Genomic DNA, 23,135 nt, shown 5'->3' with positions numbered 1-23,135 from the left:
AAAAAACATAGAATTATGAGTAAATATGATGTTGCGGTTATTGGTTCAGGTCCCGGAGGTTATGTGGCGGCCATACGTTGCGCACAATTGGGAATGAAAACTGCAATCATAGAAAAATACCCAACCCTTGGAGGTACATGTTTAAATGTAGGTTGTATCCCGAGTAAAGCTTTATTGGATTCCTCTCACCATTATCATGATGCTGTAGAGCACTTTGAAGAGCATGGGATAGATATTCCCGGAGATATTAAGGTGAACCTGGAGCAAATGATGAAGCGTAAATCTTCTGTAGTGAGCCAGACTTGTGACGGAGTCAAATTCCTGATGGATAAGAACAAGATTGATGTGATCCAGGGAGTAGGATCTTTTGAAGATAAAACTCATATTAAAATAGAAAATGCTGAAGGGGAAACTCAAACCATTGAGGCAAAAAATATAATTATCGCCACAGGTTCCAAGCCTTCAAATTTGCCATTTATCGACCTTGATAAAGAGCGGGTAATCACTTCTACAGAAGCACTTAAGCTGAAGGAAATTCCAAAGCACATGATTGTTATTGGTGGCGGAGTGATTGGTTTGGAATTAGGTCAGGTTTATAAGCGACTTGGTGCTGAAGTTTCTGTGGTTGAATTTATGGATAGTATTATCCCTACAATGGACAGCGCTCTTGCCAGAGAACTTAGCAAAGTCCTTAAGAAACAGGGCGTTAAGTTTTATGTAAAGCATAAGGTGAAAGCCGTGGAGCGAAAAGGTGATGAAGTTATTGTAAAAGCTGACGATAAAAAGGATAACGAAGTAGAATTAAAGGGGGATTATTGCCTCGTTTCTGTTGGTCGCCGTCCATTTACTGATGGACTTAATGCTGAAGCTGCCGGAGTAGAACTTGATGATAAAGGCCGGGTAAAAGTGAATGATCATTTGCAAACTAATACAGCAAATATTTACGCGATTGGTGATGTGGTGCGCGGTGCAATGTTGGCACACAAGGCAGAGGAGGAGGGAACTTTTGTTGCTGAAACCATTGCCGGCCAAAAACCGCATATCGATTATAATTTAATACCTGGTGTGGTTTATACCTGGCCGGAAGTTGCTGCAGTTGGAAAAACTGAAGAAGAACTGAAGGAAGCGGGAGTGAAGTATAAAGAAGGTAAGTTCCCTATGCGTGCTTTGGGACGTTCCCGGGCCAGCGGGGATATTGACGGATTCGTAAAAATCCTTGCAGATGAAAAGACAGATGAGGTTCTTGGAGTGCACATGATTGGCGCCCGTACTGCCGATCTTATTGCTGAAGCGGTTACTGCAATGGAATTCCGTGCGTCTGCAGAGGATATTTCCAGAATGAGCCATGCGCACCCAACTTTTGCTGAAGCAGTAAAAGAGGCAGCTCTTGCAGCAACAGATAACCGTCCGTTGCATATCTAGTCGATTGCAAATAACCTTAATTTAGATATAGCCCGGAAGCAGATGTTTCCGGGTTTTTTTATAAACCTGTTTGCTTCTGAAAAAAATGTTTCGGCACTAAATTTTTTTATATTTTCAATTGCTGAATTTCATACATTTACCTAATAATTCTAAAATTTTAGAAATCATGGCGAAAGAAAAATCACCTTCAAAAAATTCGGCTAAGAAGGAGCCAGTACTTAATTTAAAAGAAAAGCGCGCAGCGAAAGCAGCTAAGAAAAAGAATAGAACATAATCTTTATCTAATAAATTAATTGGCTGTCTAAAAAGATTGGCCTTCACTTTTGTCTCATTGAGCGCAGTCGAAATGTTATAATTAATTTTCAACTAAATTCTCGACTCCGCTCGAATTGACATTTTGAAGTTCTTTTTAGACAGTTATTTTATTTCTTCTTTCTCCTGTTTGCATGCTTGTCGCCCCGGGTTTTTGGTTTTTTATACTTTTTCGCAATTTCTCTTCGGTAGGAACCTCCAAGGTTCTCTTTTCGATTCTTCTCTTTTTTCTCGTGAAAAGCGGGTCCGGCATTGTCTGCAGATGCGCCGGGATTATTAATTTCAATGGCCCGTGGCCGTTCTTCCGGAATTAATTCTGTAGAAACTTCTACTTTTTCGGGTAAATCGTATTCTGGCACCTGCATATTCATAAGTTGCTCGATACTTTCCAGGCTTTGCTGTTCCTTTTCTGTAGTAAACAAAAAGGAAATTCCCTGCTTTTCTGCACGGCCGGTCCTCCCAATCCTGTGCATATAATTTTCGGGGTATGCAGGAGTGTCAAAATTTATAACATGAGAGATGTTTTCAATATCGAGTCCGCGGGCCATTACATCTGTAGCGATTAGAATTCGGCAAAATCCGTCACCAAACTGGCGAACACTTCTTAACCGGTAGTTCTGGCCTTTGCCGGTATGAACGATCGTAGCTTCTTCCGGAAATTCTTTGTCAATAATTTCAAACAACCTGTCGGCAATACGTTTGTTGTCTAAAAAGATCAATACTTTGCTGAATTTCTCCCTGTCTTGCAGTAAATATTTCAGTAAATTTGCTTTGGTATTAAAATTCGGAATCTTATATCCGCGCTGTTCAATATTTTCCAGGGGAGTACCGCTAACAGCAACCGAAATTTTTTCCGGAGCTTTAAAATTTGCGTCAATCAGTTCTTCCACAGTTTCCGTCATCGTCGCAGAGAACATAATGCTCTGGCGGTTCTGCGGCAATAATTCCAGGATGTTGTTGATCTGGAACTTAAACCCAAGATCCAGCATCACATCAACTTCATCTATTACCAGCTTCTGAATAGATTTTAGCAGCACAGCCCGCCTTAGAACCAGATCATATAATCTACGCGGAGTAGCGACTAAAATATCCTGCCCCTGTAGCAAATTTTGGTGCTGCGTGTTAATATTTACTCCGCCATAAACACCCGAAACCCGCAGATTAATATATTTTGCCAGTTTCTCAATCTCTTCCACCACCTGTACTACCAGTTCCCTGGTGGGCACCATAATAAGAATCCTCGGATTCTTTTGTTCAGAATATTTCAGCATTTTTAGCAGCGGGAGGAGGTAGGCAAAGGTTTTTCCGGTACCGGTTTGGGCAATTCCAACCACATCTTTCCCAGACATAATTGATGGAAACGCCTGTTCCTGGATTGGAGTTGGCGAATGGAAGTTCAAATCTTCCAGTGCATTGCGTAAAGGTGTATTTAGATTTAGATCCTGAAAAGTCAAAGTGTAGATTTTATTTTGCGGCAAAGGTAAGCTATGAGCGGCAAATTAAAAGATAAAACTCTGATGGAAAATAAGATGTAGTAACAAAGGTTTTTTCCCTCCTGAGATCCTAATATTCAGCCCAGTAGGTAAACCACATTATCCATGTAGCATAAAAAACAAATGGACAAATTACAGCATTGGCTAATAATAGTAATGCAAATGATTTCTTTACAAAGTAGAGTAGAAGTCCGATAATTAAATTTATTCCGAATAAAAATAAAACAATTTGTAAAGTTTCAAGGGCAGAGCCTAATTCGGGAGTTGTCCAGTAATACCAAAGTCCCATCAGGAACATTTCCATAATTAAAATTCCAATACCGAATTTTACTAGTTTACGATGTTCCATGGTTTCTTTTTTTAAATATATATCACGCGCCAAATTATTTCTGACGGTAAAGTTCTCTGCTATGTCGGGAGGTTTAGAAATCAAAACCGTTTTTCCAGGCTCAACTCTGAATTTCACCTACATCTAAGATGCTGATAACAATTAACTTATGCGGTAAAAATAGTGTGAGCAGCCTTAAATTTATTCTCTGCTCCAATTCTAGAATGTCTCGCAGATCGGTTTTTGCGTTGATGGATCAAATTATTCTTTTAGCCATTTTTGAACCTCCTTTTCTATTTCCGTTTGCGTATAAGATTCGCCGTTTTTTATTTGCTCCCTTGCAACGTTAATGGCCTGAAATTCTTCTTCAGAAAGTTTATATATTTCATCAGGAGTCGAATTGGTTTCCAGAAATTTCAGCATGTCAGACAGTAGGTTCTTATCTGACACGCTTTCTATTCTGGCTATTAATTTCTCTTTAAGTTCTGAAGTTTCCATATATCTAATATACTGTAATTATTTAAGTTACTCAATATTGATCGTATAAGCAGCCTTAAATTCTTTCCCTGCTTCCAGTTGTAGAATACCTTCCTTGGTTTCCAGGTTTTGATCTGTCCCTTCAACATCTGCAATTCCCAGCCACGGCTCAATACATACATAAGGTGCGCCGGGTTTGGCCCAAACACCAAGGTTTTTAAAATCTGAATATTCAATAGTTAAAATAGTACCCGATAATTGGCTTTTTAGGGCCACTGCTTTGGAGGTAATATTTTTAAAAATCAGCGCATCATCATCAAAAAGATGCTCATGTAGCTCGATTTTCTTCTCATTTTGAAGAATTCTCTGTGTTTTCTGGCTCACCAAACCTTCATTGTTGAGGATATGGGTCTCCAAATTCATGTTTTGATCAAATTCCAGGTAATAATCTTCATATTTTTCATCATTATTAATAGGAGCATTAAAGGCCGGATGCCCTCCAAGGGAGAAAAATATGGTTTTGCTATCCAGATTTGTAATTTTTTGAGCAATTTGAAGTTTTTTGCCCTTCAGCTTATAAATAATCTGAAAATTGAACTTAAAAGGATAGCTTTTCAGGCTTTCTTCAGAATAAATCAGTTCAAAAGCGAGTTTATCTTCTGTTTTCTCTTTTAACCTGATGTTTTCATTGTGGCGAACCATTCCGTGTTTTGGCATGTAATAAGCTTCACCTTCATAAAAATATTGTCCGTCCTTTAAAACACCAATTATCGGGAATAAGTTTGGGGCATGGCTGCTCCAGATTTCAGGATCGGCCTGCCAGATATGTTCTTTTTCGGTTTTAAGATTTTTGATGCTGCAAAGTTCAGCTCCTTTTTCAAGCACTGAAATGCTGAGGTGTTCATTCTGAAGAGTAAATTTTTTCAAAACTGAAGGTTTTATGTTCCGGAATTAAAGTTACAATCATTATTTCTCTTTTATTCGGAGGACAAGATGTTTTAGTTATTTTTGAATTCAGATAAAATCTAAAAATGAAGAAAATCCTCGCTTTTGCCGGTTCTAATAGTAGTACTTCAATCAACCACCGCTTGCTTACACACATTTCCGAAAGGATCCAGGGGCACGAAGTGAAATTGATTAAACTCACCGAATACGATTTTCCCATGTACAGTGCAGATCTTGAGACGGAAAGGGGAATTCCCATGGATGTGAAAATTGTAAAAAATATAATTGCAGAACATGATGCTCTTATTATTGCCGTTAATGAGCATAATGGCACCGTTTCCTCGTATTTTAAAAATTGCATCGACTGGCTTTCCCGTGCTGATAGAAATTTTCTGAAGGATAAAAAGATCCTGCTTATAAGTACTTCCAACGGTGCACGTGGTGCTGCAAGTGCCCTGGAATTTACAAAAAGTGTTCTACCCAGGTTTGGCGGGCGGGTAGTGGAAAGCTTCAGTTTCCCGTCGTACGCAGATAATTTTCGGGATAATAAAGTACATAACGAAGTTCTGGACATGGGAATTGAAGATGTTTTAACTACTTTTTCGCACGAGGTGGAGAGTTGATGCAAAAAGATGTAAATTTGATAGAATTGAAATAGAGCGTAATGCATTTACTTAATAAAATTAGCAGGGATCCGCAAGTTTGTCATGGCAAACCGTGCATAAGGGGAATGCGATGGCCGGTAGAAGTCATCATCGATATGCTTGGAGCAGGAATGAGTATTGAGCAAATTTTGGAAGATCATCCCGAGTTGGAAAGAGAAGATATTCTTGCTTCTTTACAATATGCAAAACTTTCCCTCTCCGGTCATAATATCGAGGAAGTGGCATAATGAAATTTCTTTTAGATGTCCATATTTCTTATAAAATAGCTAATTATTTAAAATCAAAAGGATTTGAGGCAATCCATGTTAATGAAATTCTTGATAAATGGAATACCAAGGACCAGGATATCTGCTTTTATGCCGATGAAAATGACTTAATCGTAATCACAAAAGATGTTGATTTTAAGAATAGTCATCTAATAGGAAATACTCCCAGAAAATTGGTAAAGGTGAACTTAGGTAATATGGCTACATCAACTTTAATCAAAATTATTTCCACAAATATAGAAGCAATTGAGCGTTTAAATGTAAAAGGAAAATTTTTGGTAGAATTAGATCTGGATACGGTGACTTTTATTACAAAAGAAGATAAGTAATATAGATTTCATTGATGAATGCGGGTTTTATCAGGTGTTTTTGAGAACTGCTTTAACTACATTTGCACATCAAATTAATAATTTAAGTGCGTACTACCAAATCCTTTCCTTTAGATAATCCGGAAAAGTTTAAAAAACAATTATTCGCCTGGAGCCGGCAGTTTGATGAAGTCGCCTGGCTGGACAGCAATAATTATCAGCAGGAAAACAGCAGTTTTGACGCTCTTTTGGCGGTGCAGGCTTTTACAGCTTTAAAAACAGATTATCACCAGGCTTTTGATCAACTTCAGGAGTACCAGGAAACCACCAAAGACTGGATTTTCGGATATCTTTCTTACGATCTTAAAAATGATGTGGAGCGGCTGACTTCACAAAATTACGACGGACTCCGTTTTCCGGATCTTTACTTTTTTCAGCCTCAAAAAATTATTCAGGTTAAAGGAAAATTTGCAGAATTCCATTATTTAAGAATGGTAGATGACGAAATGGATGAAGATTTTGCAGAAATTCTTGATTTAGAGGAGAGGGGAGAGAGAAAAGAGGAAAGACTGAGAAATCAGGAAATTTTACCACGTATTTCCAAAGAAGAATACCTCGTTAAGATTAATAAAATGCTCTCCCACATCCAGTGGGGAGATATTTATGAAGCTAACTTTTGCCAGGAATTCTATGCCGAAAATTGCCAAATTCAACCATCGGTAGTTTTTTCAAAGCTCAATGAAATTTCCGGTCCGCCGTTTGCCACTTTTTTAAAACTGGAGCAGTATTATCTACTTTGTGCGTCTCCAGAGCGTTATTTAAAGAAAACCGGAAGCAAAATCTTGTCCCAGCCTATTAAAGGAACAGCCAGAAGGGCTGAAAATAAGGAGGAAGACCTCAAAATTAGCCACGCACTCGCAAATGACCCTAAGGAGGTTTCTGAAAATGTGATGATTGTCGATCTGGTGCGCAACGATTTGTCGAAAATTGCCAAAAAAGGAAGTGTGCAGGTGGAGGAACTTTGTAAAGTTTACAGTTTTAAGCAGGTGCACCAGTTGATTTCAACAATTTCGGCACAACTTGAAAATGGAATACCGGCTGTGGAAACCCTGCGCGCCACCTTCCCGATGGGAAGCATGACCGGGGCTCCAAAAATTTCAGCAATGAAGATTATTGAAGAACTGGAAGAAACCAAACGCGGACTCTACAGCGGTGCTGTGGGATATTTTACACCAAACGGGGATTTCGATTTTAACGTGGTAATACGCAGTATTCTTTACAATGCTGAAGATCGATATTTGTCATTTTCGGTAGGTGGTGCTATTACTACAAAATCTAATCCTGAAAAGGAATATGAGGAGTGCCTGCTCAAAGCAAAGGCGATGCGGGAAGCTTTGTCGGGTTAATTTTTACACGATTGAACAGAAATTATTTTTTGCAGGAGAGAAGAAGAGGCTCTTTTTGTATATTGGAGAGTATAATTTTGCGAAATCTTTACGGGAACATAACTTTCTAGCTTGAGTTTTCCTGCAAGGTTTTTACACTTTGTAGTAGCTATAAAACCTAAATAAACCTACAAGGTTTTGGAAACCTTGCAGGAGGTAAGACGGGTTCTGTAACGTTGAATTATATTTGAGTATCTATGGAGAAATCTTTTAAAAATATCCTCAAATCCAGGTTTCCCTTCTTATGCGGAAAAAATCTTCTGCTGGCAGTCAGCGGGGGGCTGGACAGTGTGGTTCTAGCGTATCTTTGTAAAGCTGCAAAACTGGAATTCTCCATAGCACACTGCAATTTTAACCTCAGGGGAGAAGAAAGTGACGGGGATGAAGATTTTGTAATTGATCTGGCAGATGAGCTTGAAGTTGAAGTTTTTGTTCAGAATTTTGATACCGAAGCTTTTGCTGAAGAAGCTAAAATCTCTATCCAGATGGCGGCCCGGGAATTGCGTTATAACTGGTTTAGAGAGTTATCTGAAACTTTAAAATTTGAATATATTCTCACGGCCCACCACGCCAACGACAATCTGGAAACTTTCCTTATCAACCTGGTGCGTGGCACGGGACTGGAAGGTTTAAGCGGAATTTTAATTGAAAACGATAGAATTATTCGGCCAATGCTGGATTTTTCCCGGAGAGAAATAGAAACTTATGCCCGTGATAACAGCATCAAGTGGAGGGAAGACAGTAGTAATGCTTCCACAAAATATCTTCGGAATAAAATTCGGCACGATGTAGTGCCGGTGCTGGAAGAATTGAATCCGCAGTTATTGCAAAGTTTTTCTCAAACTCAGGCGCATTTAAAAGAAAGTGAGGCCTTAATTGAAGATTATATAAGCCTTATTTATCCTAAGGTGGTGAAAACTGCTAAATTTGGCTATACACTGGATGTTAATTTTCTTAAAAAAGTACCTAATACAAAAGCAATTCTCTATCAGCTCCTGAAGTCTTTTGGCTTTACAGAATGGAGTGATATTCATAATCTTTTGGACGCACAGCCGGGAAAAATAATTTATTCTGAAGATTACCGGCTTATAAAAGATCGCGACACCTTAATTTTAACCGAAATAAATCATTCTGAAGATAAAATTTATACGATTGCTGAAGAAGAAGATTTGGTAATGTTGCCGCTGGGCAGGATTGCTTTTCGAAAAGTAGAAGAAATTGACAAAAACAGAGATAACACAAGAATTTTTGTTGCGAGGGAAAAACTTCGGTTTCCGCTAAAAATACGAAAATGGAAAAAAGGCGATTACTTTTATCCCTTCGGGATGAAAGGCAGAAAAAAAATCAGCGATTTCTTTAAGGACCAAAAAATGTCCATTCCAGAAAAGGAAAATACCTGGTTGTTATGTTCCGGAGAAGACATTGTGTGGGTAATAAACCACAGGGCAGACGATCGTTTTGCAATAACTTCAGAAAAGCAGGAAATACTAAAAATTTCGTGCTGTCTTCAATCCTTCAGCTAAAGCTAAAACAATAAAATTTATTAGTTTATCCGGTAATTTCTATCTTTAGGAACTTTTAAAACCCACGGAATGAAATTATTCAGAATTACTTTACTTTTAAACCTATTCTTCTTTATTGGAGCTCAGTCTTTTGCCCAGTTACAGGAGGATTACAGCGTAGAAGAAAACTATACAAAAATGGAGGTGGATATCCCGATGAGGGACGGTAAAAAGCTCCATACCACTATTTATTCACCTATTGATACCTCTACAGAGTACCCGATTTTAATGCAGCGTACGCCTTACAGTTCGCGGCCTTATGGAGAAGACCAATTCCGTTCCAAAATTGGTCCAAACGAATATTTAATGCAGCAAGGAAATATCATCGTGTACCAGGACGTTCGTGGCAGATGGATGAGTGAAGGACAATATGATAATATGCGTGCTTTTATTCCTAATAAAACCGGGGAACAGTTTGATGAGGCCAGCGATACTTACGATACCATTGAGTGGCTGATAAACAATGTGGAAAATAATAATGGCAGAGTTGGCACCTGGGGAATTTCCTATCCCGGTTTTTATGCTACATATTCACTTTTAAGTGATCACCCGGCGTTAAAGGCAGCTTCCCCTCAGGCCAGTATTGGTGATTTCTTTTTTGACGATTTCCATCATAATGGTGCTTATCTTCTAAGTTACTGGCGGGCAACTGCGCTTTTTGGTTATCAGAAGGATGGACCGACAGATGAGGCGTGGTACAACCTTCCGGAACTTGAAACTCAGGATCAATACCAGTTTTTCCTGGATGCAGGTCCGTTGAGCAATCTCGATAAATACTATGGAGAGGATAACATTTTCTGGCAGCAATTAAAGGAGCATCCAAACTATGATGAATTCTGGCAATCCCGCGGAATCGTGCAGCATATGAAAAATATTAAGCCAGCGGTGATGATCGTGGGCGGACTTTTTGATGCTGAAGATCTTTACGGACCGTTTAATATTTACAAAAGTATTGAAGAGCATAGCGATAATTATAACTCGATAGTTTTTGGCCCCTGGAGCCACGGTGACTGGGCCAGGAATGAAGATAGACAGGCAGTAGGAAATGTTTATTTTGGAGATAACATTTCTGAAGATTTTCAGGAGAACTATGAGACGGTATTCTTTAATCATTTTCTAAAAGGAGAAGCAGATGGAAATAACGGACTTGCAGAAGCTCATATGTACGACACCGGCGAAAGGAAATGGGATAACTATAAAGCCTGGCCACCAAAAGCAGTAGAAAAAAGACCATTCTACCTTGGCGAAAATGAGAACTTAACAGATAATCCTTCAGATTCTAAGGAAGAATTTATCAGCGATCCAAAAAAACCTGTTTCCTATAATAATGAAATTAAAATGGTTTTTACTCCGCGGGAATATATGACCGGCGACCAACGGTTTGCGGCCAGGAGACCAGATGTACTAGTTTTTGAAACCGAAGTTTTAGAGGAAGACCTGAAAATGGCCGGACCTATAGAAGCGCGTCTACAAGTTGCTACCACCGGAACTTCGTCAGATTGGGTGGTGAAGGTAATCGATGTTTATCCTCCCGATGCCGAAGATTATGAAGAGACTCCGGCACATCTTAAAATGAGCAATTATCATATGATGGTGCGCAGTGAAGTAATGCGCGGAAGGTTTAGAAACGGATTCGAAAATCCTGAACCTTTTGAGCCAAATAAAAAAACTGCTGTAAACATCAATTTACAGGATATTAATCATACTTTTAAAAAAGGGCATAAGTTGCAAATTCAGGTTCAAAGTACCTGGTTTCCACTAATAGATCTTAATCCGCAGACTTATGTTCCTAATATTTTTGAAGCCGAAGAAGAAGATTTTCAGAAGCAAACACATACCGTTTACGGAGATTCGGCTGTGATATTTTCAGTTTTAAATGAATAGAGAATTTATGAATTTCAGTTATAAAAAGCTACTTCCGATATTGTCAGTTTTAGCTGTTGTATCTTGTAAACAGGAGGAAAAGGCTGTTTCAGAAGTTGATGTTGAGCAGAATTCTGCAGCGTTGAACGAATACTTTGATGAGCAGTTTCAAAAGGAAGTAGCTGAATCACCAATGCTTCAAACACGCTTGGGGATAAAGGAGGATTACGGTAAATGGGACAACTTTTCTACAGAGAAATATGCTGAAGACCTTAATCAGGCAAAAACCAGACTGGATTATATAGACGATATAGATCCTGCAAATTTAAATGAAGACGTACGGCTTAGTTATGCGTTGTACAGGCAGGGACTGGAAAATGAAATTGAGGATTATAATTATAGATTTTACGATTACCCGGTAAACCAGATGTTTGGCTACCACTCTCAGTTGCCTGCTTTTCTTATAAACATGCACAGCATAGATTCCATAAGCGATGCTGAAGCCTATATTTCGAGGCTTAAGGGATTTCCTGAAGCTTTTAAAGAAATTATTGAAGGATTAAGAATAAGGGAGCAGAACCAGATTATACCACCGCGGTTTGTTTTTGATAAAGTTTTGGATGACTCCCGGAACATTATTACCGGAAGACCATTTGAGAAATCTACTGATGCAAGTACGTTACTCGCAGATTTTAAATCCAAAGTAGAGGCTCTGGATATTTCTGAAGAAGAAGAGCAGCAATTAATTGCAGAAGCCGAAACTGCACTTGTAGAGCAGGTGAAACCGGCTTATACAGAGCTAATTGCTTTTCTTGAAAATCAACAGAAGCGGGCAACCTCTGAAGCGGGGGTATGGAAATTCCCTAAAGGTGAGGAGTTTTATAACAATGCTTTAAAAAGGACAACCACTACAGATTTAACAGCAGATGAAATCCATGAAATCGGGTTAAATGAAGTTGCGCGCATCCACAGGGAAATGGAAGAAATTATGAAGGAAGTGGAATTTGAAGGTTCGCTTCAGGATTTCTTTAACTTCATGAGGACAGATGAACAATTTTTTTATGAAGATAGCGAAGAAGGACGGGCAAAGTACCTGGCTGATGCGAAAGAGATCATAGACCAGATGCGGGAAAAGCTTCCTGATTTATTTCTTACACTTCCTGAAGCCAAAATCGTGGTGAAAGCCGTGGAACCTTTCAGGGAAAAAAGTGCAGGAAAAGCTTTTTATCAGCAGCCTGCCATGGATGGCTCCCGACCGGGGACATTTTATGCCAATTTGTACGATATAAAAGCCATGCCCACTTACCAGCTGGACGCGCTGGCTTATCACGAGGGTATCCCGGGACATCATATGCAAATAGCAATCGCCCAGGAACTGGAAGAGGTTCCCGATTTCAGAAAATTCGGTTTTTATACAGCTTATGTAGAAGGTTGGGGATTGTATAGCGAGCTGCTTCCGAAAGAAATAGGTTTTTATGAAGATCCATATTCAGATTTTGGTCGCCTGGCAATGGAGCTTTGGCGAGCTGTGAGATTAGTGGTTGATACTGGAATCCATGCTAAAAAATGGACTCGTGAAGAGGGAATCGACTATTATAAACAAAATACACCCAATGCAGAAAGTGATGCAGTAAAAATGGTGGAGAGGCATATTGTAATGCCAGGCCAGGCAACAGCTTACAAAATTGGAATGAATAAAATTCTTGAGCTGCGGGAAAGAGCCAGGTCACAATTAGGAGAAAATTTTGATATACGTGAATTTCATGATGTAGTTTTGCTCGACGGAGCGATACCTTTAAATATTCTGGAACAAAAGGTTGATGAGTGGATCGCAGAGAATAAAAGTTAAAAATTAGCAATTGGAGCAAATAGAGCAAAAGGATCTTAAGTTGATAAAGCTTAGGAACAACAATCAGACTGAAGTGGAAATTCTCAATCTGGGAGCTACACTTTTTAGTATGAAAATGGATGACTCAACTGGTAAAAGGGTAAATGTAATCGTTTCTCCAAGACGACCTGAAGATTTTCTCACCGCCCGCTATAAGGATTATAATAAATTATTCGGGGCTTCTATAGGCCGTTTTGCGGGTAGAATTAGTAAGGAAGAATTTAGTATTGGGAAGGAAAAGTATGTGCTTCCGCAAAAAAATGGAGAGCATTTGCATGGAGGAGCTGAGGGATTCCAGTATAAATTATGGCATGTAGAAGAAGAAACTTCAGGAAAAAATCCATCGGTTACTTTGTCTTACTTTAGTGAGGATGGAGAAGAAGGATACCCGGGAAATTTAAAAGTTCAGGTTAACTATACGCTTTCTGAAGATGATAAACTTAGTATTACCTATACAGCAGAAACTGACAGAAACACCATCGTTAACCTTACCAATCATGCTTATTTCAATTTAAATGGAGAAGGTAGTGTGAGTGATCATTTTCTTTTTATTAATGCCGACAAAATTCTGAAGATCGATGAGAAAAATCTTCCCACGGGCGACCTTGTGAATTTACCGAAACACCCGAAAAATTTTGGTAGTAATAAACTAATTGGGAATCGGGTTTTAAATGATGCTTATGTACTAAATTCTGATGACCAGGAGGTTTCTGCGCGATTGTTCTCCCCAATGACGGGAATAAAAATGGAAATGCGCACTAATCAAAGTGCGATAATAGCTTATGCTCCTGAAGAACTGCCGTCTTCTCTAAGTTACCAGACCTCCATTTCAAAGGAATATCCTTCGATCTGTCTTGAGGCACAGAATTTTCCCGATGCTCCGCACTTCAGAAATTTTCCTTCCAGCCAGCTGGCGCCTGGAGAAAAGTACATTAATAAAATCTCGTTAAGCTTTTCAGTAAAGAAATAATATCGATAAATTTTAAAGGTAAATTTTACGTTTAAAATTTAAAATTATATATTTAACAAAATTTTAAATCGACATATGGAATTTGAATTACTGGATCAGATTGTTTTCGCAGCGTATGCGTTATTAATCATTGGGATAGGTTTATGGGTTTCCAGAGGAAAGGGAGAATCTTCAGAAGATTATTTTCTTGCCAGTAAATCTTTACCGTGGTGGGCGATAGGTACTTCCCTGATCGCAGCAAATATTTCCGCAGAGCAGTTTATAGGGATGTCTGGTTCTGGTTTTGCAATAGGTCTCGCCATAGCATCTTACGAGTGGATGGCAGCAATTACATTGCTGGTAGTGGGAAAATTCTTTTTACCCATATTTATTGAAAAGAAACTTTATACAATTCCGGAATTTGTGGAAGTACGTTATGGGACAAACCTTAAGACGATATTGGCCATTTTCTGGATTGCACTTTTTATCTTCGTTAACCTTACTTCAGTTCTTTATCTGGGTGCCACAGCTCTCGATACTATTATTGGTGTTGGAGATGGTTCCATATTTATGTATTCTATAGTAGGTCTTGCGCTCTTTGCGGCTGCGTACTCGCTTTATGGCGGACTTGCAGCTGTGGCATGGACAGATGTTGTGCAGGTGGTTCTTCTTATCGCTGGTGGTTTGATCACCACTTACATTGGCCTTACTCATGTGGCAGAAGATGGAGGAGTGATATCGGGTATGGTTTCTATCTACGAACAGGTACCAGAGAAGTTCTCTATGATCCTGGAGAAGGGAGAGATAATGACACCTAATGGAAAAGATGCCTGGTGGGATTTACCCGGATTAGCCGTGTTACTTGGAGGAATGTGGGTTGCGAACCTTTACTACTGGGGATTCAATCAATATATTATCCAAAGGACGCTGGCTGCAAAAAGTCTTCGTGAATCGCAGAAGGGAATTATCCTGGCCGGATTCCTTAAACTACTTATTCCGTTAATCGTGGTTATTCCCGGAATCATAGCTTATGTAATGAACACCGGACCTAACGGAGAGATATCTTCAGCTTTTACAGATCCTTCTTTTATTGCTGAAAGCGGAACCATTATCAATGACAACGCCTTTCCATGGCTCATAAAAGAATTTATTCCTGTAGGGCTTAAAGGCCTTGTATTGGCTGCTCTGGCCGCGGCTATCGTGTCTTCCATTGCATCGATGCTGAACTCTACGGCAACCATTTTTACCATGGATATCTATAAACCTTATTTTAGTAAAGGACGTTCTGATAAAAACCTGGTTACGGTAGGAAGGCTTTCTGCTACAATTGCTCTTATTATAGCTGTAATTCTTGCTCCGCAACTGGCAAACCTGGGTCAGGTATTTCAGTACATCCAGGAATACACGGGTATAGTGAGTCCCGGTATCCTGGCGGTATTTATGCTCGGCTTGTTTTACAAAAAGACTACTAACAAAGCAGCAATCTGGGGAGTTTTATTATCTATTCCAATAGCGCTTTATTTTAAAGTTGGTCCCAATGGATGGGTAGATAGTCCGCTATTTGTGGAGTTGCCTTTCATGCATCAAATGTTTATCACCTGGATATTAACGATGCTCATTATGGTTGGGATAAGTTATGCTGAAACAAAAGGAAGAGACCATGAAAGAGCTATTATAATTTCTAAGAAGTTATTTGAAACAGGTCCTGTTTTTAATATATGTGGTTTTGCAATTTTATTAATTGTTGCAATGTTATATGCCTTGTTCTGGTAGGAAAAAATAAGAGAAATATGTTTTTAGTTAGATAAACTGAAGCAAAAAAAGGCTGCGGAATATTGTCCGCAGCCTTTAATTTTTATAGTCAGAAAAAAGGAATATAGTTACTTCGTATAATGTTTTTCAGAAAGTTGTTTAAGAGTATTTGCAGCCATTTCTGCAGTGATATCACGCTGTGGCCCCGCAAACATTTCGTAACCAACCATAAATTTCTTTACTGTTGCAGAGCGTAAAAGCGGCGGATAAAAAGACATATGGAAATGCCATTCCGGATATTCTTTTCCGTCGGTAGGAGTTTGATGGATTCCTGAAGAGTATGGAAAAGAAGTCTCAAAAAGATTGTCGTACATGATCGTCAGTTTTTTGATAATCTCAGCAAAAGCCTGCTCTTCTTCCTCTGTAAGCTGGCCAATATGCTGGTGATGTTTCCGCGGGATAATCATCGCTTCATAAGGCCAAACCGCCCAGTAGGGAATGAGTGCTACAAAATGCTCATTTTTTACCAGGATACGTTCATCCAATTCAAGTTCCTGTTTTAAGTAATCTGCCAACAGGCTCTGTTTATTTTCCTGCCAATATTCTTTGAAGTGTTTCGATTTCTTCTGAATTTCTGTTGGGATTGAAGATTGCGACCAGATCTGTCCATGAGGATGCGGATTACTACATCCCATAACAGAACCTTTATTTTCAAAAATTTGAACATAATTGATGTTCTCTCTGCTTCCCAAATCTGCATATTCTCTTTTCCACATTTTCACCACCTTTTGAATGTCCTCCGTCTTCATCAAAGGAAGTGTAAGAGAATGATCGGGTGAAAAACAAACCACTTTGCATATTCCCTGTTCTGCTTCGGCTTTCAGCAAGCCATTATTTAGCTCTTCTTCGGGAGTATCGGGCAATAATGCTGAAAAATCGTTTGTAAAAGCAAATGGTTCTGTATAATCAGGATTGGTTTCTCCGCTGGTACGGGTATTTCCGGGGCATAAATAGCAGGAAGGATCATAATCTGGTCCTTTTTCAGAATTATGTTTCTCGGTCTTTCCCTGCCATGGTCTTTTGGTACGATGTGGGGAAACCAGAATCCATTCTCCGGTTAAAATATTGTAGCGTCTATGCGGATTGTTGTTTAATTCGTTGCTCATAATTTGGATTTTTAGCTATGCCTTAAATTCGTCAATTATCGTCCCTTCCCCGGCTGATACGGAGATAACATCCATTTTTCTATTGAATTTTTTAAAATATGCTTCAGAAATTTCTTCGGAATATTCCTCGATTTTGTCAGCTTCGATTAAATTGATCGTGCAGCCCCCAAAACCGCCGCCCATCATTCTGGAACCGTAGATAAAATCTTTGTTTCTGGAAAAATCCACCATAAAATCCAGCTCGGGGCAGCTCACTTCGTAATTATGCTGAAGACCTTCGTGGGATTGGTACATTAACTCGCCAAATTCTTTTAATTGCCCACTTTTCATGGCTTTCGAAGCTTTTTCAACCCTTTCATTCTCCTTTAAGACATAAGTGCAACGCTGATAGGTCTTTTTTGGCAATTCAGTTTTAAATTCTTCCAGCATGCCAAAACTTACTTCCCTTAGAGAAGTTGCTTCAGGGTATTTCTGCTGAATTTTTCTGACTGCTTCTTCACATTCAGCACGCCTGGTATTATATTCACTATCTGCAATACTGTGGGACACGTTGGTATTCAGCAGTAATAACTTACAATTTTTAAAGTCAGCAGGAATATATTCAGTCTCGAGGCTTTTACAATCCAGAAGAATTATATGGTCTTTTTTGCTCATTACGGAAGCAAATTGGTCCATAATTCCGCAGTTGGAGCCTACAAAGTTGTTCTCTGCACGCTGCGAAAGTTCCACAAGGTCTTGTTTGGACAAATTCAGATTAAAAAGCTGGTTTAAACCGCCGGCAAATCCGCATTCCAGGGCTGCCGAAGAACTTATTCCGGCACCTATGGGGAGTTCGCTTTTAATAATACAATCGAAGCCCTTCAGCTTTTTTCCAAGTTTCTGAATTTCATCAATTACCCCCAGCAAATAATTTTTCCAGGAATCTTCAGCTTTAGAAAAATCGTTCAGATTAAATTTAAAATAACTGTCGAAAGTGAGACTGTAAATTTGGCAATTATCGTCCGACTCATTTTTTCTGAAGTCGAACAATATCTTTTTGTCAATGGCTGTGGGCATCACAAACCCATTGTTATAATCTGTATGTTCTCCAATAAGATTAATTCTTCCCGGGGAAGCCACCTTTACTTCAGAATTAAAATCTAAGAACTGTTCCGGATATAATTTTTTGTTGTTTGAATTTTCCAAAGATTCGGTTTTTTAGTGAATTATCTTATAAAGATAATAAATGTAAAATGTACGTTAATTACATTTATGAATTATTTCTATATCTTTATTCCAAATGGAAATAATACCAATGGCAAATTTAGAAACGGATCTTTACAGTGTAAAGGACAAAATGTATGCAGCCGCAGACTGTATTATTTTTGGATTTGAAGGAGGGAGAATTAAACTGTTGCTTTTCAGAAGAAGGGTGGAGCCGTTAAAAGGGGAATGGTCGCTTATTGGGAGCTTTGTGCGTTTGGATGAAGATGTATCTGAAGCAGCAAAACGGGTTCTTAAAGAAATCACTGGCCTGGAAAATGTTTTCATGGAGCAATTAAAAGCTTATGGTAAAGCTGATAGGGATCCTGGGTTCAGATGCCTGTCGATAGCCCAATATGCTTTAATACAAATTGATGAATATGATGGGGAACTGGTGGAAAAACATGGTGCCCATTGGTTTGATATTGATGAAATTCCAGATTTGGTTTTAGATCATAACCAGATGGTACAGGATGCATTGGAGCGGCTAAAGCAAAAGGCCAGGTATCAGCCTATTGGTCTCAACCTTTTACCCGAGAAATTTACCATTCCCCAATTGCAGCAATTATATGAAGTAATCTACCAGAAGGAGTTGGACTCCAGAAATTTTCGGAAAAAATTGCTTTCTCTAAAAGTGCTGATAAAATTGGATGAAAAGGATAAAACCAATTCCAGAAGAGGAGCCTTTCTTTATAAATTTGATTATAAGACCTATCACGAACTTGAGAAATTTGGCTATAATTTTGAGATTTCTTAGTGATTATTATAACAAAGTATTTTTATGTTGAAGTATAATTAAATTACTCTCAGAAATTTTTGTATTATTAAAATAACCGTAACAACTACATTTATAAGGTCAGTATGAAAAATAAGTTCAATAGAAGAGAAGTAATAAAGAATCTGGCCTTGGGAACGGGAGCTCTTAGCCTTGGTGGTGTTAGTAGTGCCTTCAATATGCCGGAATCACCCGCTAAAGAGGATCTGAACTCTTCAAGGCTAAAAGGAAATATAAACCATTCAGTCTGCCGGTGGTGTTTCGGTGATATTCCCCTCGATAAATTTGCCCGGGAATCTGCTGAATTGGGTTTGAAAGCTATAGATCTTTTAAAACCTTCAGAATGGGCCACAGTAGAAAAGTACGGCCTTACCTGTTCTATGGCTACAGATGATTTTGCTAATATTGGAGAAGGTTTTAATGATCCCAAAAACCATAAAAAGTTACAGTTGGCTTATAAACCTCTAATTGATAAAGCTTCGGAGCATGGAATTAAGAATGTGATTTGTTTTTCAGGAAATAAAAGGCAGCTGAGTAAAGAAGAGGGCCTGGAGAATTGTGCTGTAGGGCTAACTCCATTACTAAAATATGCTGAAGAACGCGAAGTTAACCTGGTAATGGAACTTTTAAACAGCAAGGTGAACCATCCAGATTATCAATGCGACCATACCAGCTGGGGCGCTGCTTTGTGCGAAAAGATGGGATTGTCAAATTTTAAGCTGCTTTACGACATTTATCATATGCAAATTATGGAAGGGGATATTATCAGGACCATCCACAACAACCATCAGTACATCAATCACTACCATACAGCGGGGAATCCGGGTAGAAATGAGATTAATGAAACTCAGGAATTATATTACCCGGCTATTGTACGGGCGATATTAGAGACAGGCTTTGACGGATACCTTGCCCAGGAATTTGTTCCTACTTATGAGGATAAAATGGCTGCTTTAAAAGAGGCTGTTCTAATTTGTGATGTTTAATTTCTGTAAGAAAAACATAAAAATAAAAAATGGCCTAATTCTGAAGGCCATTTTTTCTCAACTTAAAATTAAACAAGCATTATCCACATTTTGAAGAGCCGCAGTCTTTGCAGGTAAGACATCCTTCCTGATAGATGAGGCTTGTGGAATTGCAATTATTACATTTTTCTTTTCTGGCCACTGTGCCATCAGCAATATAACGTTTCAAGGCACGTGCCACTCCGTTTTTCCAGGTGTTTATAGATTCTGTATCTAACTGAAGACTGGCAATAAGGTCTACCACTTTTTCTATGGACATTCCGTGGCGAAGTGTACTGGAGATAAGTTTCGCATAGTTCCAGAATTCAGGATTAAATTTATGTGAAAGACCTTCAATAGTGGTTTTATAACCTCTTTTATTCTCGTACTGGAAATCATATCTTGAAGTGCCATCCTCATTTCTGTTTTTGATGATAAGCCCTTCATTTACCCAACGCGGAATAAGAATTCCGTCCTCATCATCAGCAAAACCTGTGAAGATTTCGTAAGGACGATCATCTATTAATCCTATAAAGGCAATCCATTTATCTTTACTATTCTGAAATCTTACAACGTCTGCCTGCAGAACCTGTGGGCGTTTCGTTGGAAATGTAGAGTTTCCATTTTCTTTCTTCTTATCTTTTTTCTCATCATTTGAGATTAGAACTCCCGAGCGGGACCCATCTCTATAAACTGTTACGCCTTTACAACCTGCCTGCCATGCTTCCAGATAAAGTTGCCCTACAAGCTCTTCTGTAGCATCATTAGGTAAGTTTATGGTTACACTAATCGAATGGTCTACCCATTTTTGAACCGCTCCCTGCATTTTTACCTTACTTAGCCAATCAACATCGTTAGAAGTTGCCTGGTAATAAGGTGAAGTTTTTACAAGTTTATCCAATTCTTCCTGACTGTAGTTTTTAGTGGTGTCATGGCCGTTAACCTGCATCCACTGCTTGAAGCGGTGGTGGAAAACCACGTACTCCTCCCAGGAATCTCCAACTTCATCTACAAAATCTACGCGGGAATCTTTATCATTAGGGTTAACTTTTCTTCTTCTTTTATAAACCGGAAGAAATACAGGCTCAATCCCTGAAGAGGTCTGGGTCATCAAACTGGTCGTTCCTGTAGGGGCAATGGTAAGCAAGGCAATGTTTCTTCTTCCATACTCCAGCATGTCGTAGTAAAGCTTCTCATCAGCTTCACGCAATCTCTGTATAAACGGGTTATCTTTTTCCCTGTCGGAATCGAAAATGGCAAAAGCACCGCGCTCTTTTGCTGCAGTAACAGAGGCTTTATAAGCTTCAATGGCAATTCTTTTATGGATATCTACAGAAAAGTCCACACCCTCCTTGCTGCCGTATTTTATACCTAAACCTGCAAGCATATCGCCTTCTGCAGTAATCCCAATTCCGGTTCTTCTACCTTCCTGCGCTTTTTTCTTGATGTTAAGCCAAAGATTTCTCTCCACACCTTTAATGTCCTGATTTTCGGGATCGGCATCAATTTTCCCAAGAATGCCATCGATTTTCTCCAGTTCCAAATCAATAATGTCGTCCATTATTCGCTGTGCAGCCGCAATATGTTTGCTAAAAAGTTCGTAGTTAAAAGATGCCTTTTCAGTAAACGGATCTTCAACGTAGGAGAATAAATTAATTGCCAGCAGTCGGCAGGAATCGTAAGGACAGAGCGGAATTTCACCACAAGGATTTGTAGAAACCGTTTTATATCCAAGATCGGCATAAGCATCAGGGACAGATTCATTAATTACGGTGTCCCAGAACAATATTCCCGGCTCTGCAGATTTCCATGCGTTATGAACAATTTTCTTCCATAACTTTTCTGCTTCAATTTCTTTAGTATTTTTTGGCTCGTCGCTGTGGATGGGATACTTCTGAACATAAGAAGTGTTATTCTTTACAGCTTTCATAAAAGCATCATCTATTCTAACCGATACATTTGCCCCTGTCACTTTTCCCTGCTGCATTTTGGCATCAATAAAATCTTCAGCATCTGGATGATTGATAGAAACCGAAAGCATTAACGCTCCTCTTCTTCCATCCTGGGCTACTTCCCTTGTAGAATTGGAGTACCGTTCCATAAAAGGTACAATCCCGGTTGAGGTTAATGCTGAATTTTTTACCGGTGAGCCTTTTGGGCGTATGTGGGAAAGATCATGTCCAACACCACCACGACGTTTCATAAGCTGCACCTGCTCCTGATCTATCTTCATAATCCCCCCGTAGGAATCTGAATCTCCATCGTTGCCAATAACAAAACAGTTGGAAAGGGATGCAATCTGGTAAGGATTACCAATTCCCGCCATCGGGCTTCCCTGCGGCACGATGTATTTAAAGTCTTTGATAAGGTCAAAAACTTCATCTTCGCTCATAGGGTTAGGATACCGCTGCTCTATTCGGGCTATTTCTTTGGAAATCCTCCTGTGCATATCATTAGGAGTAAGTTCATAAATATGTCCATAAGAATCTTTTAAAGCATATTTATTTACCCAAACACGGGCAGCTAGGTCATCACCTTTAAAATATTTTAAAGAAGCCTGAAATGCCTCTTCCTGAGTGTAGGTTTTAGGAGCTGTTGGTTTTGCTTGTACTGGCATACAATTTAGATTTTTGGGATTAGTAATTCGGATAAAAACGAATGTAAATGTAGGTAAGAAAAAAAGATATTTCGAAAATTATTTTTGTAAAGTTATCAAGATATATATGTTAGTAAGTTGATTTTTAATGCATTGATAATTTATCAACATAAAAAAGTTGACAAATTTTATAACTTTATTTTTGAGAAAGAAAAGTGCTGAAATCGTGAGGTTTCAGTGGGATTAAAAATTTAAAGAAGAAAGAAAGCAGTAAATAAAGAATGAAAATTGGCAAAAAAAGAGGCTGATTGAAAAATCAATCAGCCTTCCTTGAATTAACACCTATGAAAATCCAAAATAAAACTTTTATTCTGTTGATGACCAACTTTTCGATCAACGCCCCATATTTTCATCGGAGGTAGGGAATATCTCTTAAAATAAACTGACTTATCTAATATAAGGAATCCTGTTATTAATAATCCAATTTATGCCACTAATATAGGGAAATTTTTCAAAGGAGCTTCAAAAATTATCATTTAAAAAATAATAGAAATTTTTACAATTCTATTTCTGCTTAACCTGATTTTCGAGAATGCTCTATAGCAGTATGGAAACTGAAAATGTTAGGATTTTATGATTTTAAATCATAAAACTTTAAAAAAGCCTCCTATAATCAG

Annotated in this window: 19 protein-coding genes; 12 read left to right on the top strand and 7 right to left on the bottom strand. The window is 38.7% G+C overall.

Annotated elements, in window-relative coordinates; all coding sequences use genetic code 11:
• Positions 1 to 15: 15 nt before the first annotated feature.
• Positions 16 to 1,422, top strand: coding sequence for a dihydrolipoyl dehydrogenase (gene lpdA / locus RM545_RS04785; RefSeq protein ID WP_311494184.1), 1,407 nt, complete (start codon positions 16 to 18; stop codon positions 1,420 to 1,422).
• 422 nt (positions 1,423 to 1,844) lie between these two features.
• On the opposite strand, the gene RM545_RS04780 is transcribed toward lpdA, so the two are convergent.
• The 4 genes from RM545_RS04780 to RM545_RS04765 all read right to left on the bottom strand — a co-directional run bounded on the left by RM545_RS04780 (position 1,845) and on the right by RM545_RS04765 (position 4,959).
• On the bottom strand, positions 1,845 to 3,188 hold the full coding sequence (locus tag RM545_RS04780) for a DEAD/DEAH box helicase (protein ID WP_311494183.1): 1,344 nt from the start codon (positions 3,186 to 3,188) through the stop codon (positions 1,845 to 1,847).
• A gap of 109 nt (positions 3,189 to 3,297) precedes the next feature.
• Entirely contained in the window at positions 3,298 to 3,693 is a 396-nt protein-coding gene (locus tag RM545_RS04775) for a hypothetical protein (RefSeq protein ID WP_311494182.1), read from the bottom strand.
• 123 nt (positions 3,694 to 3,816) lie between these two features.
• Complete coding sequence (locus tag RM545_RS04770; protein WP_311494181.1) at positions 3,817 to 4,053, bottom strand: hypothetical protein; 237 nt, start codon at positions 4,051 to 4,053, stop codon at positions 3,817 to 3,819.
• A 27-nt stretch (positions 4,054 to 4,080) separates the two neighbouring features.
• Complete coding sequence (locus RM545_RS04765) at positions 4,081 to 4,959, bottom strand: aldose 1-epimerase family protein (protein WP_311494180.1); 879 nt, start codon at positions 4,957 to 4,959, stop codon at positions 4,081 to 4,083.
• 104 nt (positions 4,960 to 5,063) lie between these two features.
• On the opposite strand from RM545_RS04765, the gene RM545_RS04760 reads away from it, so the two are divergent.
• The 9 genes from RM545_RS04760 (at position 5,064) to RM545_RS04720 (ending at position 15,696) form a co-directional block, all read left to right on the top strand.
• Positions 5,064 to 5,600 carry an NADPH-dependent FMN reductase gene (locus RM545_RS04760; protein ID WP_311494179.1) on the top strand — a complete coding sequence of 179 codons (537 nt, stop codon included), beginning with the start codon at positions 5,064 to 5,066 and terminating at the stop codon, positions 5,598 to 5,600.
• Between the two features lie 41 nt (positions 5,601 to 5,641).
• Positions 5,642 to 5,869, top strand: a complete 228-nt coding sequence (locus RM545_RS04755; RefSeq protein ID WP_311494178.1) for a DUF433 domain-containing protein — start codon at positions 5,642 to 5,644, stop codon at positions 5,867 to 5,869.
• Positions 5,869 to 6,237, top strand: a complete 369-nt coding sequence (locus tag RM545_RS04750; RefSeq protein WP_311494177.1) for a DUF5615 family PIN-like protein — start codon at positions 5,869 to 5,871, stop codon at positions 6,235 to 6,237. The genes RM545_RS04755 and RM545_RS04750 overlap by 1 nt, the downstream gene beginning before the upstream one ends.
• Positions 6,238 to 6,323: 86 nt before the next feature.
• Complete coding sequence (locus RM545_RS04745) at positions 6,324 to 7,622, top strand: anthranilate synthase component I family protein (protein WP_311494176.1); 1,299 nt, start codon at positions 6,324 to 6,326, stop codon at positions 7,620 to 7,622.
• Between the two features lie 236 nt (positions 7,623 to 7,858).
• Positions 7,859 to 9,184 (top strand): tRNA lysidine(34) synthetase TilS, encoded by a 1,326-nt coding sequence (tilS, locus tag RM545_RS04740; RefSeq protein WP_311494175.1) that lies wholly within the window; start codon positions 7,859 to 7,861, stop codon positions 9,182 to 9,184.
• A 69-nt stretch (positions 9,185 to 9,253) separates the two neighbouring features.
• Positions 9,254 to 11,107, top strand: a complete 1,854-nt coding sequence (locus tag RM545_RS04735; protein ID WP_311494174.1) for a CocE/NonD family hydrolase — start codon at positions 9,254 to 9,256, stop codon at positions 11,105 to 11,107.
• A gap of 7 nt (positions 11,108 to 11,114) precedes the next feature.
• Positions 11,115 to 12,935: a DUF885 domain-containing protein gene (locus tag RM545_RS04730; RefSeq protein ID WP_311494173.1), complete on the top strand. Its 1,821-nt coding sequence runs from the start codon at positions 11,115 to 11,117 to the stop codon at positions 12,933 to 12,935.
• Positions 12,936 to 12,945: 10 nt separating this feature from the next.
• On the top strand, positions 12,946 to 13,944 hold the full coding sequence (locus tag RM545_RS04725) for an aldose epimerase family protein (protein ID WP_311494172.1): 999 nt from the start codon (positions 12,946 to 12,948) through the stop codon (positions 13,942 to 13,944).
• A 75-nt stretch (positions 13,945 to 14,019) separates the two neighbouring features.
• Positions 14,020 to 15,696 carry a sodium/sugar symporter gene (locus RM545_RS04720; protein ID WP_311494171.1) on the top strand — a complete coding sequence of 559 codons (1,677 nt, stop codon included), beginning with the start codon at positions 14,020 to 14,022 and terminating at the stop codon, positions 15,694 to 15,696.
• Between the two features lie 107 nt (positions 15,697 to 15,803).
• Here the strand turns inward: RM545_RS04720 and RM545_RS04715 are convergent, their stop codons facing one another.
• The gene (locus RM545_RS04715; protein WP_311494170.1) at positions 15,804 to 16,841 is read right to left on the bottom strand and encodes a UDP-glucose--hexose-1-phosphate uridylyltransferase; all 1,038 of its coding nucleotides are present in this window, start codon (positions 16,839 to 16,841) and stop codon (positions 15,804 to 15,806) included.
• A 15-nt stretch (positions 16,842 to 16,856) separates the two neighbouring features.
• Positions 16,857 to 18,026 (bottom strand): galactokinase, encoded by a 1,170-nt coding sequence (gene galK / locus RM545_RS04710; protein ID WP_311494169.1) that lies wholly within the window; start codon positions 18,024 to 18,026, stop codon positions 16,857 to 16,859.
• A 109-nt stretch (positions 18,027 to 18,135) separates the two neighbouring features.
• On the opposite strand from galK, the gene RM545_RS04705 reads away from it, so the two are divergent.
• Positions 18,136 to 18,840 (top strand): NUDIX hydrolase, encoded by a 705-nt coding sequence (locus tag RM545_RS04705; protein ID WP_311494168.1) that lies wholly within the window; start codon positions 18,136 to 18,138, stop codon positions 18,838 to 18,840.
• A 104-nt stretch (positions 18,841 to 18,944) separates the two neighbouring features.
• Complete coding sequence (locus RM545_RS04700; RefSeq protein WP_311494167.1) at positions 18,945 to 19,844, top strand: hydroxypyruvate isomerase family protein; 900 nt, start codon at positions 18,945 to 18,947, stop codon at positions 19,842 to 19,844.
• Positions 19,845 to 19,923: 79 nt separating this feature from the next.
• Here the strand turns inward: RM545_RS04700 and RM545_RS04695 are convergent, their stop codons facing one another.
• Positions 19,924 to 22,479 carry an adenosylcobalamin-dependent ribonucleoside-diphosphate reductase gene (locus RM545_RS04695; RefSeq protein WP_311494166.1) on the bottom strand — a complete coding sequence of 852 codons (2,556 nt, stop codon included), beginning with the start codon at positions 22,477 to 22,479 and terminating at the stop codon, positions 19,924 to 19,926.
• Between the last annotated feature and the right edge of the window lie 656 nt (positions 22,480 to 23,135).

This window comes from Autumnicola lenta (genome assembly GCF_031846515.1).
GTDB lineage: Bacteria > Bacteroidota > Bacteroidia > Flavobacteriales > Flavobacteriaceae > Autumnicola > Autumnicola lenta.
The sequence above is the reverse complement of the archived record's forward strand: the minus strand, read 5'-3'. Positions and strand labels throughout refer to the sequence as shown.

Excerpts from the sequence above, each read along its gene's own strand:
- lpdA (WP_311494184.1), top strand. The coding sequence starts at position 16 with ATGAGTAAATATGATGTTGCGGTTATTGGTTCAGGTCCCGGAGGTTAT.
- RM545_RS04770 (WP_311494181.1), bottom strand. The coding sequence starts at position 4,053 with ATGGAAACTTCAGAACTTAAAGAGAAATTAATAGCCAGAATAGAAAGC.
- RM545_RS04760 (WP_311494179.1), top strand. The coding sequence starts at position 5,064 with ATGAAGAAAATCCTCGCTTTTGCCGGTTCTAATAGTAGTACTTCAATC.
- RM545_RS04755 (WP_311494178.1), top strand. The coding sequence starts at position 5,642 with ATGCATTTACTTAATAAAATTAGCAGGGATCCGCAAGTTTGTCATGGC.
- RM545_RS04750 (WP_311494177.1), top strand. The coding sequence starts at position 5,869 with ATGAAATTTCTTTTAGATGTCCATATTTCTTATAAAATAGCTAATTAT.
- tilS (WP_311494175.1), top strand. The coding sequence starts at position 7,859 with ATGGAGAAATCTTTTAAAAATATCCTCAAATCCAGGTTTCCCTTCTTA.
- RM545_RS04735 (WP_311494174.1), top strand. The coding sequence starts at position 9,254 with ATGAAATTATTCAGAATTACTTTACTTTTAAACCTATTCTTCTTTATT.
- RM545_RS04730 (WP_311494173.1), top strand. The coding sequence starts at position 11,115 with ATGAATTTCAGTTATAAAAAGCTACTTCCGATATTGTCAGTTTTAGCT.
- RM545_RS04720 (WP_311494171.1), top strand. The coding sequence starts at position 14,020 with ATGGAATTTGAATTACTGGATCAGATTGTTTTCGCAGCGTATGCGTTA.
- RM545_RS04715 (WP_311494170.1), bottom strand. The coding sequence starts at position 16,841 with ATGAGCAACGAATTAAACAACAATCCGCATAGACGCTACAATATTTTA.
- RM545_RS04705 (WP_311494168.1), top strand. The coding sequence starts at position 18,136 with ATGGCAAATTTAGAAACGGATCTTTACAGTGTAAAGGACAAAATGTAT.
- RM545_RS04700 (WP_311494167.1), top strand. The coding sequence starts at position 18,945 with ATGAAAAATAAGTTCAATAGAAGAGAAGTAATAAAGAATCTGGCCTTG.
- RM545_RS04695 (WP_311494166.1), bottom strand. The coding sequence starts at position 22,479 with ATGCCAGTACAAGCAAAACCAACAGCTCCTAAAACCTACACTCAGGAA.